The organism is Lactobacillus sp. wkB8, from assembly GCF_000761135.1.
GTDB classification, from domain to species: Bacteria; Bacillota; Bacilli; order Lactobacillales; family Lactobacillaceae; genus Lactobacillus; species Lactobacillus helsingborgensis.
The window spans coordinates 1,716,963-1,730,228 of the sequence record NZ_CP009531.1 but is presented as its reverse complement, the minus strand read 5'-3'; the positions used below and the strand labels follow the sequence as shown (position 1 = coordinate 1,730,228).

General features: G+C 32.5%; 11 protein-coding genes and 1 pseudogene. 10 read left to right on the top strand and 2 right to left on the bottom strand.

Going from position 1 to position 13,266, the window contains the following annotated elements; translation table 11 throughout:
- The first annotated feature begins 241 nt into the window (after positions 1-241).
- The 7 genes from LACWKB8_RS08065 (at position 242) to LACWKB8_RS08035 (ending at position 7,037) form a co-directional block, all read left to right on the top strand.
- A complete protein-coding gene (locus tag LACWKB8_RS08065) occupies positions 242-733 on the top strand; it encodes a hypothetical protein (protein WP_038524415.1) in 492 nt (163 codons plus the stop codon).
- A gap of 819 nt (positions 734-1,552) precedes the next feature.
- On the top strand, positions 1,553-3,139 hold the full coding sequence (locus tag LACWKB8_RS08060) for an ABC transporter ATP-binding protein (protein ID WP_038525058.1): 1,587 nt from the start codon (positions 1,553-1,555) through the stop codon (positions 3,137-3,139).
- A gap of 462 nt (positions 3,140-3,601) precedes the next feature.
- Positions 3,602-4,216 (top strand): rhodopsin, encoded by a 615-nt coding sequence (locus LACWKB8_RS08055; RefSeq protein ID WP_166484954.1) that lies wholly within the window; start codon positions 3,602-3,604, stop codon positions 4,214-4,216.
- A 160-nt stretch (positions 4,217-4,376) separates the two neighbouring features.
- Complete coding sequence (locus LACWKB8_RS08050; RefSeq protein ID WP_038524412.1) at positions 4,377-5,081, top strand: hypothetical protein; 705 nt, start codon at positions 4,377-4,379, stop codon at positions 5,079-5,081.
- 10 nt (positions 5,082-5,091) lie between these two features.
- On the top strand, positions 5,092-5,727 hold the full coding sequence (locus LACWKB8_RS08045) for an ATP-binding cassette domain-containing protein (protein WP_038524409.1): 636 nt from the start codon (positions 5,092-5,094) through the stop codon (positions 5,725-5,727).
- Positions 5,717-6,241 (top strand): hypothetical protein, encoded by a 525-nt coding sequence (locus LACWKB8_RS08040; protein WP_038524406.1) that lies wholly within the window; start codon positions 5,717-5,719, stop codon positions 6,239-6,241. Before LACWKB8_RS08045 ends, LACWKB8_RS08040 begins: the two co-directional genes overlap by 11 nt.
- A 10-nt stretch (positions 6,242-6,251) precedes the next feature.
- The gene (locus LACWKB8_RS08035) at positions 6,252-7,037 is read left to right on the top strand and encodes a membrane protein (protein ID WP_038524403.1); all 786 of its coding nucleotides are present in this window, start codon (positions 6,252-6,254) and stop codon (positions 7,035-7,037) included.
- 48 nt (positions 7,038-7,085) lie between these two features.
- Here the strand turns inward: LACWKB8_RS08035 and lepB are convergent, their stop codons facing one another.
- The gene (gene lepB, locus LACWKB8_RS08030; RefSeq protein WP_038524400.1) at positions 7,086-7,742 is read right to left on the bottom strand and encodes a signal peptidase I; all 657 of its coding nucleotides are present in this window, start codon (positions 7,740-7,742) and stop codon (positions 7,086-7,088) included.
- A 597-nt stretch (positions 7,743-8,339) separates the two neighbouring features.
- On the opposite strand from lepB, the gene LACWKB8_RS09410 reads away from it, so the two are divergent.
- The 3 genes and pseudogenes from LACWKB8_RS09410 to LACWKB8_RS09185 form a co-directional block, all read left to right on the top strand.
- Positions 8,340-8,429, top strand: a complete 90-nt coding sequence (locus tag LACWKB8_RS09410; RefSeq protein WP_082229360.1) for a putative holin-like toxin — start codon at positions 8,340-8,342, stop codon at positions 8,427-8,429.
- A 515-nt stretch (positions 8,430-8,944) separates the two neighbouring features.
- Positions 8,945-10,528, top strand: coding sequence for an ABC transporter ATP-binding protein (locus tag LACWKB8_RS08025; protein ID WP_038524397.1), 1,584 nt, complete (start codon positions 8,945-8,947; stop codon positions 10,526-10,528).
- A 158-nt stretch (positions 10,529-10,686) separates the two neighbouring features.
- Positions 10,687-10,828: pseudogene (locus LACWKB8_RS09185) on the top strand (IS3 family transposase); the annotation flags it as partial.
- 57 nt (positions 10,829-10,885) lie between these two features.
- On the opposite strand, the gene LACWKB8_RS08020 reads toward LACWKB8_RS09185, so the two are convergent.
- Positions 10,886-12,346, bottom strand: a complete 1,461-nt coding sequence (locus LACWKB8_RS08020; protein WP_038524395.1) for an SLAP domain-containing protein — start codon at positions 12,344-12,346, stop codon at positions 10,886-10,888.
- Positions 12,347-13,266: the final 920 nt, after the last annotated feature.

The following is a 13,266-nucleotide window of genomic DNA, read 5'->3' as shown; positions in this document are numbered from 1 at the left end:
TTTTATTTTTTTAGATTAATTAATAAAGTTGTAAAAAATTAATGTCTAATAAGGGCATAGCTTTTATTTCATGTCAATGTTTAAGTTTGGCATCTCGACAAAAAATGATATGCTAAATCTTAATATTGTGTATAGTATATGAAACTAAAGAAAAAGTTTACAATGCTTTAGCAGTAAAATTGATCAAATTATCTGGAACCTGGAAATATTTGAATAACATGATAAACTAGGAGAGCTTTTTATGGATACTACGAATTACGATTTGATTTACGAAATTATTATTTTAATATTCTTTACTATTGCATTTATAACATCGCTATATATGATTTATCTCAAGTCAAAAGCTTGGCATAAGCTTAATTTGGAATCACGAAAAGAAGTCGCAGCTTCTACAGTAGAATTTGTAGCAAAGCCTGGAATTGAGAGAGAAGTGGTAATGATTAAAGCCAGCCGGTTTATTGCGGCTATTGTTCTGTTATTAAGTTGGGCTTTTTTTACATCAGAAGTTGTTATTCTATTTATAGGAAATTTGATTTTCATTGTTGCCGTGTTAGCAGAAATATATATGAACGCAGATTTAACTAAAAAAGAAAGAGAGCATTATACAAGTATTCCCTATATTTATAATGCAAAACGGGCAAAATTAGTAAGGAGATTATATATTATTTGTCGTATTTCTTATATGATTGTCGCTGTTGCGTGTACTTTTTTGATTTATTCAGTGTATGGTTGATAGTATAAATTGATTGTGAAACTCTTAAACTTAATTTACAAGTCCTAATCTTTTCATCTGGTTACAAAATTACGGCATTGATAGTGATGATTACACTCTAACTGTATTGCTAATTGTACTGATTATGCAAACAAAAATAATAAAGTTAATAAAATCAAATTGTTATACAGCAGTACGAAATAACGTATTATATATTTTTTCACTACGATCTAAAATAAATAATGGTTACTCCCAAGCAGTTAAAAAACATAATAAAAATTTGAACTATGAGTAGATTAATAAAATAATAAATAAATCTACTAATGAAGTTGATATATATTTTTTGGCTTACAATTCGTGATCGAGTACTTCAATTAAGTCTGAAACAGGTAATTAAGCAAAAAATTTATTAGATAAGGCGGGACCTTATTGGAAAATAGAGAGTGGCTAAAGATGACATGTATTAGCTGATGAAGTGTTGTTAGGAGACATTCAAAATTTTTCAAATTAGTGATTACTAAAATCTATAGAAAAACGCTCCTAATAATGTTTGGCAAATTAGGAGAGTAATTTTATTTCTTTAGTCTTCTGACTAGGTATTGTGTGTTGTTTTCAAGGAAGTCTTGTTTTTACAAGGCTTCTTTTTAAATTTTATTTAATGAACTAGGTAAAAGAATTCGGTGGCTGCTTAGATAAACTATATACTTTAAAATAAAATTATGATTTAATTAAATAATAAATAATAATGAAAATGTTTAGAACAAAAAAATCTTATTTTATCTTTGCAACAAGCTTAATTTAGCAGGAAAAAGTTAAATATAAATGAAGGGAACAACAATTATGAAAAAATATTTTGATGGCAAAAGTATAATACTATGTTTCTTGCTAACCCTGATCGTGGGTCTTGATACTCCTTTTAATACGTGGTCTTATTCGCAAATCTTTGCCATGGTTGAAGCTGGTGATAAAAGACGAGTAGTTTTAGAAGTCTGTTTGATTGTACTGGTTGTTTTCTTATTAACCGTTGCCCGCTACTGTTATGAGAGGACGCTAAATCGGAACATTTACCTCTTCAATAAGAACGTTCGCAGTGATCTGCTATCTTCTGATTTTGTTAAACAACAAGGACCAGTTTCTGATAAGTTGTCATTTGTCACCAACGATTTAGAGCTGGTAGAAAATAATTACGTCAAAGAAGTATTTAATTTAATTACTTGTATTGTTAACCTGCTGCTATGTTTAGCTATGGCTATCAATGCAAACTTTATCTTGACTCTTATTTTTATGCTTTTCTCAGTTATTTCAGCAATTGCTCCAAAAATTATGGCCAAACGGGTTATGGAAAGCTCTAAAGCTTGGAGTGCTAGTGTTGGTAAGTACACGGGATTTATGTCGGATTACCTCAAGCACATTGACCTAATCTTGCATTATAATGCGATGCCCTTCTTCTTACTGAAAGGTAAGAAGGCAATTACCGAAACCGCTGCAGCAAAACAGAAACGGGAAAATACGATTGCCGTGAGCAATTTACTGGCTGGCATTCTGGCTTATACCTTATCATTTCTGCCCATTGGAATTGGTATTTTATTTGTTTTAGACAAACGCTTGCCTCTTTCTTCCTTTATCATGGTTCAGTATTCCAGTTCTTGGATCGTGAATTCTATCTTGGCAATCAACCGGTCAATGACGACGATTAACTCGGCTAAACCCTTGTTAACAAAACTGGCTAATATCAAGGAATTACCACAGTCTACTCTGAGTGACAAGATGACGACAATAAATTTTAAAGACTTGCAACTTAAAGATGTGACTTTTGGCTATCAGGATAAGACTATTATTCAAAATGCCAGCTTAACGGTTAATCGTAGTGATAAAATTCTGCTGACTGGTCGTAGCGGACAGGGTAAAAGCACCTTGCTCAAATTAATGGCAAATATTATCCAACCAAATAAGGGAACAGTGGAATTAGTTGAACCGAATGGTAAGGCTGTTTCTCCTCAGCCTGATTACTTTGGCGAGGTCAACCAGGATTCCAATATTTTTCATGATACCCTGCGCTTTAACCTGACTTTAGGGCGTGACTTTTCAGACCAAGAGATTGATCATGCCATTCAAGAAGCGGGTTTAACGCCATTAATGCAAAAGATTGGCCTTGACGCTGTAATTCAAGAAGACGGAACTAACTTGTCAGGTGGGGAAAAGAAACGTATAGAAATTGCTCGTGCCTTTTTATATAATCGCAACTTTTTATTAATTGATGAAGGCACCGCATCATTAGACCCACAAACTGCTCATGAAATTCATGAAATGATTTTATCTTCCGACTTGACAGTGGTTGAGATTGATCACCATATTCCAGAGGATTTGCAAAGTAAGTTTACTCATTCCTACAAGTTGGAAAATAAGCAGCTAATACCAATTAGTTAAAAGTACAGGAATAAAATGATACCGGATTTTGATTGCTAATGCTGATAATTTAGTTACGGGGAAAATGCTTTAGATAGTTAATCATTTGATTAACATCTAGAGCATTTTTGTTTCAACTAGAAAAAATTGTTTGGGTCTTATTTATAGTAAGTTTTGCGGACTAAAATAGTTAATCGTTTATGTTTAACTGTATAAACTAATCCATTTTCATTTTTAGTGGAATGTCATGGCTTACTTATTGATTATGTTTTTTAAATTCTATACAAGTGGTACGCTTGATGTAAGCTATTTCATTTTTAAGAAGTGCGTGTCTAAATAAGTAAGGAGAAAAAATTGCACTATAAAGCAGTAAACTCAAAAGCATCTCTTGTAAATTTATTTTGGGACCAATTTTTATTTTTGTGGCAACTAATAAAATCGCGCTTCCTTTTTTGGCTAGGCTTAATCAGCTTTGTAATACTGATGCTAAAATTGATGCCTAATTCTGCTATAGTTCCTCTTTTTTTCATGGGTGTTGATTTTAGAGCTGTCAAATCAGGACAAGTAGTTTTGCCTGTTTTTTGGTTTGTTTATTTTGTAGTGCCACTATTGATAGTCTTAAGCAGTTTTAAACAATTGTGGCAAGTAAGAGGAATGCAATTGCGAGGGCTCAGATACTCTCCCTTTAGTTTCGCTGCAGTTAACGTTGGTTTAATGGGGTTGATCACCCTCATTTATCTGCTACTAACAGAAGGAATTATGGCTTTAGTGACTGATTTTTCTTGGCTAAGAAATTTTAAGCTATTACAATTTCACGGATTACCAGCTTTATTAGTATTGTTTATTATCAATTTTTTAGGAATATTTCTGTTGTTGATAATTCAAACCACTATCGGTCGCTTCAATGCTCCATTGGGTATAATTATTCCTTTTAGCCTGTGTATTATCACCATTTATACCACTTGGAAATATAATCCGCTCAATAGTTTAATGTTGCTGCGGGTCAATAAGAACAATTTTCTGCTGTTATTAGCTACAACGCTATTAATGATGATCGTTTATCTAATTACTGACGGTTATAGTGAGCTAGATTATTAAAAGTCTAATTCTACTATTTTTAATAATACTAAAATGGTACTATGAACGTATAGAATTAAACGATAATTAAAAAATAAGAAATAAAAATTGGCTATCTATAAAAGTCAAATTAAATTGTACTTATTATGCGGCTATCCTCACTCTTAAAAAGAAGGTCTTTATGAAACGTTTGTTTTGGAATCAATTACTATATTTGTGGCAAATAATTCGCTTCCGTTTTATTTGTTGGCTAAGTTTGATTTGCTGTTCAATTATCTTTCTCAGTAGGCAGCTAATTAACAGTCCACATACTTCTATATTTAATCCCTTCTTTGCCGATACTAGTCAAGGCGCATCTTTTAACTTTATTTTGTGGCTGGTTTATTTCTTAATACCGCTGCTGATTGTGCTAAATAGCTTTAAACTGCTTTGGCAAACTACCATTATGCACCTAAGAGGATTACAAATTCCACCGAAAAATTTTACTGTTGTCACTATGTTATTAATGGTAGTAATAGCTTTTGCCTATGTGTTTATTACACTTTTAATTATGCTGCTTGTTACGGCTTTATTTAAATTACCCTCTTTGTCTTTTTTTGATTTAGCTGACTGGCAGGCAATCCCACTACTTTTCATGAACAATTTTTTGGGAATATATCTGACGCTTCTTTTGCAAGGTACAATTGGAAAGTTTAATTCGGCATTGGGTCTGATTATTCCAGCTTCACTTTTGATAATGACATCTCTTTTAAAGTGGCAATTAAATCCTTTGAATTACTTGATAATTATGAGATTTAATTTCTCTGGTTTTTTATTATTATTGCTGGCAACTTTGATTATGGTGATTGTTTATGGGATTATTGACCATTTCTTTAGTGTAAGGTAGGGAGCAAAAAATGAGTTTTATTGAATTAAAGCAAGTAGGAAAAATAGTGAAAAGACGGCCACTATTGCATGATGTTAGTGCAGATATTACGGAAGGCAGTATTACTGTTTTAGAAGGAATAAATGGTTCCGGTAAAACATTAATCTTAAAAACGATTTTAGGTTTAATAAATACCACTGGGGAAGTCATAGTTAATGGTAAGAAGATGAAGGTCCAAGAGCCTTATCCTATTAAAGCGGGAATTTTAATTGAAAATCCCAGTTTAATAGAAGAATTTACTGCTCATAAAAATTTAGAACTACTAGCGAAATTAGATCCAGATATTCAAGAAAAGCAGATTAATGATTTATTGGCATACTTTGATTTGAACAGGTTCCCTAAACAAAAAGTTAAGAAATTTTCTCTGGGGATGAAGCAGAAATTGGGAATTGCACAGGCTTTTCTTGGAGCTTATCCGTTAATTGTTCTGGATGAACCCACCAATGCGCTGGATCATGAAAGCATTGGTAAATTAATCAGATTGATTGATGGGTATAACCATAAAGGTTCAACCTTTGTTATTGCTTCGCATGATCATGAGTTTGTGAACAAAGTCGCCACGCAAAAGCTATATGTACAAGAAGGAACAATTAATCATGAAAAATAAAAAATTATTATGGAGTTTCTTCGTGGTAATAATAATTTTAGCTGGCTGCGTGGGCTTTTATCGCTACCGCCAGGTAAACGCCCATCCTCAGCAGTATGGTGTGACTAAAGAACAGCTTTTTCACAAAAATGAATTGGTAAAAGCCTATCATGTTAACTTTATTGTTCATGAAGCTGCAGTTAAGAAAAGTAAGGCTGTTGTACAAGCCAAAGTCAAATTTCATATACGTCAAACTGGCCGGCCATTCTATGGCGAGAGAAAAAACAATCCTAATTTTATAGAAAATATGTATCTAAATAATCCTTATGGTACAAGCAATCCCTCGGTAAAATTGTATGACAAAAGTCACCACAGTATTAATCCTTATAAAGCATTGGAGCATGGCAAGCAGCCTTTTACAATGGACTTTACTATTCCGCGCTATTCGTATGACATGCACAATCAAAAATTACGTTTCAGTTTCTTGGTACCAGCTAAAAAGCACTATGTTAAATATTCGCTTCTGCTAGAATAGGGAGAATAAAATGAAATTTTTGTGGTCACGTTTGAATAAATTATGGTTGTTTTTAGCATTGGTAATAGGGTTAAGTATCAGCGTTTTACAATGCATTGTTTCTGCGTCTAAAAATATTCCTGCGACGAACTCACCTTATACTATGTGGATGTCAATAGATGGATTTACTTTTGTTCCTACTATATTTTTTATCTTGTTACCGTTAATTGCGAGTTTACCTGCCAGTACATTGTTAAAAGAAGATTTTACCAACGGCTATTTTTATAAATTAAAGATGGAGAAGTCCATTAAACAAATCTTGTTAGGATACCTAGAAATCGCATTTATGACAGGTTTTATTGTGATCGCTGTTCCTTTACTGTTTAACTTCTTATCTTGGTTTATGATATTACCTAATATTAAGCCCGATAACTTACTTAATATTAATATTGGTGCTAGAAATTTTACTATGCTGTTTGTCTCCCTTTATTATTCCCATCCATTTGTCCACGCTATTTTATCAATTATATTTTCTTCTCTTTGGGGTGGATTGTTCGCTGTATTCGTAATGGTTACTTCTTTGTGGATTAAAAATAAGTTTGCCGACATGTGTGCAGGTTTAGTTTTGCAAATAATTTTATTATTAATGAATGCAACTATCCATTTACCATTTTTCATAAGTTATTCACCTGCTGATTTCTTACGTGAACTCCCGGGAACTACTAACATTTATGTGGTGGTGTTTATGACTGCAATATTATTACTTTATTGCATAATTATGTTTCATTTAGATGAAAAACGATTAGCAGAGTTATAAAAGGTGAAAGTAAAAAGGATTAAGTCCAAATGCAGTACTTAATCCTTTTTAATATGCTTTGATTCTGTTAAGTGGCCAGTAGCGATACTTAACAACACCTTCAATTTTACTTCTAGGAATTGCTCCTATATAACGACTATCTTTTGAAACACTTCTATGATCTCCCATTACAAAATACGAGCCTTTGGGAACTTTGTTAGTATTTTTCATTTCTTTTAATTGAGAAGGGGAATAAATACTTTTATATTCTTTTGTTTCTGCTAAAGATCGAATCGAAAAGTCAGCGGTATACGAATATTTTGTACCATAGAAGCCATCTTCATTATCTGTCAGCTTAAATCCTGGTTTTAAATAGTCTTGATTTATTTTTTTGCCATTAACATAAATCTTATTATTTTTTCCAGTAATAGTTTCACCTGGTAATCCTATAATCCTTTTTATATAAAAAGAATTACGTTCATCCGGAGCCTTTAAAATGACAATTTCATTTCGTTTCAATTTGCTATTGCGATTAGCTATAACCCTTTCTTGGTTTTCAAAAGTTGGTTGCATCGAGATACCAGACACGGAACATTTGACTATTAAATATTTTGTCAGTAAAAAATTAATTAAAATAAAAATCGCAAATAAGACTATCGTATATTTTAAAAAATCATAAAATTGTTTTGTTTTCTCATTTTTTTCGTTATTCTGATTATTCGCCATAAGTAAGTCCTTACAAATAAAATTACATATTAATATAACTAGCCTGTGGTTAATAGATAAATTATAGGCAGATAAATAATTAAAAGTCAAAATAATCTAAAAACCAACATAAAATTAAACAAATAACCTATTTAGATGATACAAACTTCTCCTAATTTTGGAGCTCACAATCTATATCAGAACATAAAGCTAATTTCTGTTTTTATTGTAAATAGCAAGTGATAGTTATAAAAAATTGCAGTCAAAAAGAACCAGGACAAAACAAAAAGGACTAACTTCGTTAAATATCGGAAGTTAATCCTTAAGTGAAATCTATTAAACAGAGTAAAAAGCATTTACAATGGTTTCGTTAGTACTAACTCACTATTAACTTTTAATTCATCGGCTGGAAGAAACCAACTATTCTGTTGATTCTTTAAGGTGAGTGAAAGTTATTTACACCAAGCCGTTTAGTTAATTATCTGGCTCTTCTTTTATTCAATATGCAAACAGTATTTGTTATAATTAATTTAGAATTCAAGCAAATTGTTTTGATGGCGGTTGGCTGTTGATCTGGAAAGGATATGGCACGAAATCTTTTAGAAAGAGAAGCAGTTAATGAGCGTTTACCAGGCATTACAAATAATGTTGGCATTCGCCATGTTTATTATTGTGCTGTTAGATTATATCAATAATCACAAGAAATAAAAAAGACCGTCCCAATCATACTTTAGCTAGTTAGGGATAGTCTTCTATTACCTAGACAGCTAACCGCCTTTAGAGCGGCTGCTTGTTTTCAAAGAGGTCTTGTTAGTGGCAAGGCCTCTTTTCTTTACAATTACAATATATCATGACTGAATTAATTTTGCACAACGGGTTGAGTCAGGTATTGCAAAGTTGCCATTTATAATCTTCTTTTTAACAGTTACAAATAAGATTAAGTAAAAAATTAGTACTAACGGGAAATTGCTCAGTATAAATATTAAAAGAAAATAAAATTATCTTATTGACTTTTAAAGATTAAAACCTTATTATTTTTGTTATCTAATATTTATTTTTTATTAATTTAAAAGCCTGAGTTTTAATAATTAAGCTAAAAATTTCTTCACATGGCTTATTGTACAAGCTTAAGAGCAATATTGAATTTAAAAATGAGTATACATACTATAAGTGAAGAACTAGACTAACAAAATGCTATTTAAAAAATATTGGACGGGAAAACTATGATTATAAAATACTCACACCCATGGAAAATAGCCTTATACGTTTTTTTTGCTTTTTTGAAATCGCTTCAGGTTGTTTTTGTTGCCTTCATTTTTCAAAAATTTATTGATTTCGCCCAAAAGCCTCAAGGCAGCTTAATCAAGCTGACTGTCTTTGCTGTTTGTGGTCTGCTAATATTTGGAATAGTCGGCGTTATATATCAGTATTTCTATTATAAAATTATAGAAGAAATTAATCTTAACCTAAAAAGTGCGTCTGCTAATTATTTAGTGAATAACTATGCTGGCCATAACGAAATTGACAGTTCATTTATGACCAATGACCTCAAGCAAATTGAAACTAATAGTATTGAGGCAGAGCTTTCAATTATTTCTGATTTAATTCAATTTTTGGCAGCTGTAATCTCTGCATTTGTTAGTTCTTGGATTATTGCGCTGGTATTTTTAATAGCTTCATTTACTCCTGCCGTTATTCAGTCTGTTTTTGGCCCTAAGATCGAAAAAAATTCTGAAAAGTGGGAAAAATCCAATAGCAACTACACCAACACCGTTATTGAAACTCATTCCGGAGCAGAAATGGCTAACATCTATGATGTTCAATTTTCAATGGTTAACAGGCTGATTAAAGCAGCGAAGCTAATGGAAACGGCTCTTTTCAAAACCAATTGGACTAAAGGTATGTCTAATGAGATGACTATGATAGTAGCATATATTTTCAGTATGTTCCTTCCTTTTGCCATTGGTATTAGTTTCATTGTTAGCGGTCGGCTGACTTTAGGCACATTTATGATGATCGCACAACTGGCTAATAATTTTATTAATCCTGTAGTTGGTATTTTTGGCTCAGTTAACGATATTAAAACAGCAAAACCGATTTTGCAAAAAATCAAAAAAATCGATTTGTTGATAAAGCCGCAGGGCAGTAAAACTGCAACTGCTTCAGATACTTTTCAATCATTACAATTGACTGATGCTGGAGTTAGCCAGGGTAAACAGAAAATTTTTGCCAATGTTAATCTAAAAATTGATTCCGGAGAAAAAGTTCTCCTGCAAGCTCCATCAGGTTGGGGGAAATCAACTTTACTGAATGTATTAATTGGTATTCAACAACTTGATTCTGGATCTTATGAAGTTAATCATTCTGAAGTAAATGGTGATTGGGCAAAATTACACGAGTACTTCTCCTTTATTCAGCAAAAGCCTTTTATTCTAGATGATACATTAAAATACAATATTACTTTAGGTCGGCATGTATCTGAAGAAGACTTAAATTATGCTGTTGAACAAGCGGGCTTAACTGATCTCGTAAACGAAAAGGGCTTAGACTATCAGCTTGGAAAGAGTGGCAGTAATTTATCTGGTGGTCAAAATCAACGAGTTGAAATTGCACGAGCATTAGTATCAAAAAGACCGATATTATTAGCTGATGAAGCAACTTCATCTCTTGATCAGAACTTGTCTTTGCAAATACATCAAACAATTTTAAGTGAGTTTAATGGAACTGTTATCGAAGTTGCACACCATATATCAGAAAAAGAGCAAGAAATGTTTGATCAAATAATTGATTTATCAAAGCAATCTTAATCTTTAGCTATCAATAAAGCATAGTAAAGTAAGAGAGAAAAATAAGTAAAAAGTAATATGACCTTCGAAATTGAAGTGTTCCATAATAGTTAGACATTAATCCGACTATAAGGAACACTTTTTTTCATGAATAAATGTTCCATTGCTTTGAAAAGCTGTATAAGAATCTCACCGAGCTGGGAGATGCAGTAAGAAACTATTGAGTATTACAATCAGAAAAGAATTAAAATCAAACTAAAAGGACTAACTCCGATCGAATATCGGCAGTTAGTCCTCAATAAAGCTAATAAAGTGTCCTAATTTTAGGGTTCACATCATTTAACAGTTTCTTGCTTTTTTAATTAACTTTTTAAGTTTCTAATATTCTTCTGGCATTGTTTTTCTTGAAATACCATACACAGAATATTCATAATTAGTTAGGTATGCTAGTTTTCCTTGCATTTGTAAACGTCTCGTGGCTTCTTTGACCTCGGAAATTGTTGCCTTATCTGAGCTATTAATTTCTTTGGCCTTTTTTAGTGCATCATCATAAAGTTTGAAACCAGAAGCTTTATATCCATCAGTATTGTGAACTGCATTTTCCTGATCAATTTCCTTTTGGAGGTCTTTTTTATCTGCTGCAGTTGCTATTTTCGCATCTGCTTTAGCTTCATCAACCGTATTAAGAGGTTTCAAAAATGGACCAGAAATATATTTACTGTCAGCAGCTTTGATGAATGACATATGTTCTTCATTGTTTTCTTCAAAGTTGGTGTGCGTAAAGCCATTTACGTCACCTAAATGATAGTAGAGCTCAGCTTTGTTGTCCTTATTCGACCAAATGTATAACAATTCATCAACCGGAATTTTTTCGCCCTCAATAAAGGTCGTTAGACCGGCTTTATCAACCTGATTTGGTCGTAAGTCTCCATTAGCATCAAAAATATCAGTTCCAGAAGTAATTAGAACATAGGTGTCAGCGGTAAAAGTCAGCAGCCTTTGTCTTGGCTCTTTTTGTACGTATGATTTAGGAAACCAGCCAGTTTTTGTCCCACTAATAATGTAACTTGGTGAACTGGTTGGATCATACCTAAATAGCGTTTCACGGTTAACTTTTATTTTTTGTAAAGGCTTAACCGTGATTTGCTCTTTGCCCAAGCCAATCTGAACTCCTTTGGAGTCAATGACTTTTGGACTAATTGTTACAGTTGCTTCTGAGACATAAAGGGGCTTGTTATCAATGTTGCCAACATTGGCCGCATTAACATAGCCGCCAGAACCAATATTGTAGTAGTATTTGCCGCCAATTTTTTCATAGGGGAGCCATGACTGATTATAGTTGTCATCATTGACTAAGAAATACTGTTTGCTATTCCGGTCAATTTTTTCTACAGAGCCAGAGTATTTCAAAGGGGTTCCTTTGCGCAAATGCGTATTCTTTTTACTGCCACGGAATTTGTATAGCCGTTTACCATTCTTATCGTAAACATAAGAATGGTAATTGAGCTCCAAGTTGCCATCTTGTACCTGCTTGTTAACAACACCAACATTAGCCGCCTTAACGTAGGCACCACCGGTTAAAGGATAGTAGCTTTTACCATTAATCGAAGTTGTTTTGGCATTACCGTTTACGGTGGTGCCCATACGCAATGTCCCTTTACCGTTATAATAGGTGCGCTTGCCCTGAGCCGTATAAACATAAGAATTATGATTCAACGTGAGAGTATCAGTCTTAGCAGCTAACACTTCTGTATTGCTTGGCATTACTGCGGGTAGCATAGGACTAATAGCAAGAATGCTTGCTATGGAACCATAAACAAACTTTTTATTTAATTTCATGTAATCACCTCAAAAACTGATTAAATATCTACTATTCATTATAGAGCAGTATAGCTGTCTTTGAATAGGCTTTCAAAGAGATTAATACTAATTAATGAATTGAAAATAAGCTAAAGCTATTTAAATTGGAAAGCAGATAAAAAATTAACTTCCCAAGAATAGTGAAGTTAATCAAGATAGAAATTTGATTTAACTGTAGTGCCTTATGACTTTCTAGATAATTTTGTCATAAAATTAGTCCCAAAAGTTATCCAACTTTTGGGGCTTAGTACGATGTCATGCTATTGTATGAATTCTAATTAATACACTGTTTTATTTTTTAAACTTTTTCCTTATTTTTGGGTTTAACTTCGAAAAAATACATAATAAACGTCCAAAAAATTGAACTGATTACACGCCCAGCAATATTTCTCATTGTAAAAGTATTTTGGGGATCCATTAGCCACCCTATAAAGAGGATTAATATCAGAAAAGAAAAGAATTCCCAAATAAGTTTATAAATGTTTTTTTATTTTCACCACCTCTTAACAATTATATCATGTATATATCATTTTAGTGTATACCTATTCATAAATTTTATAAGACTGGTAATGTTAATCAGATAGATGTAGGCGATGCCTATGTCAAGGCAAAAGATGTCAAATTGGTTTATCGCTTCAAATTGAAGCAAGGCAACATAAAGTAAAGGCGTTTACCAATTAAGTGAAAGTTTATCAACTCATGAAAACTTATTTAGTGGTCTCTCTTTTGGTCATTTTCAAGCAGTAGTAACTCTAAGAATAAAAAAGACTGTCCCAATAACACTTTAGCAGGTTAGGGACAGTCTTTTATTTCTTAATCAACTTACCGCTTATCAAGCGGCTAATTATTTTTAAAGAGCTACAAAACTTCTTTTTTAAATTTACTGAACGCAGCAAGGC

Bases quoted from the DNA above. Each gene is read 5' to 3' on its own strand.
- LACWKB8_RS08025 (WP_038524397.1), top strand. From the start codon at position 8,945: ATGATTATAAAATACTCACACCCATGGAAAATAGCCTTATACGTTTTT.
- lepB (WP_038524400.1), bottom strand. From the start codon at position 7,742: ATGGCGAATAATCAGAATAACGAAAAAAATGAGAAAACAAAACAATTT.
- LACWKB8_RS08060 (WP_038525058.1), top strand. From the start codon at position 1,553: ATGAAAAAATATTTTGATGGCAAAAGTATAATACTATGTTTCTTGCTA.
- LACWKB8_RS08055 (WP_166484954.1), top strand. From the start codon at position 3,602: ATGCTAAAATTGATGCCTAATTCTGCTATAGTTCCTCTTTTTTTCATG.
- LACWKB8_RS08035 (WP_038524403.1), top strand. From the start codon at position 6,252: ATGAAATTTTTGTGGTCACGTTTGAATAAATTATGGTTGTTTTTAGCA.
- LACWKB8_RS08065 (WP_038524415.1), top strand. From the start codon at position 242: ATGGATACTACGAATTACGATTTGATTTACGAAATTATTATTTTAATA.
- LACWKB8_RS08050 (WP_038524412.1), top strand. From the start codon at position 4,377: ATGAAACGTTTGTTTTGGAATCAATTACTATATTTGTGGCAAATAATT.
- LACWKB8_RS08040 (WP_038524406.1), top strand. From the start codon at position 5,717: ATGAAAAATAAAAAATTATTATGGAGTTTCTTCGTGGTAATAATAATT.
- LACWKB8_RS09410 (WP_082229360.1), top strand. From the start codon at position 8,340: ATGAGCGTTTACCAGGCATTACAAATAATGTTGGCATTCGCCATGTTT.
- LACWKB8_RS08020 (WP_038524395.1), bottom strand. From the start codon at position 12,346: ATGAAATTAAATAAAAAGTTTGTTTATGGTTCCATAGCAAGCATTCTT.
- LACWKB8_RS08045 (WP_038524409.1), top strand. From the start codon at position 5,092: ATGAGTTTTATTGAATTAAAGCAAGTAGGAAAAATAGTGAAAAGACGG.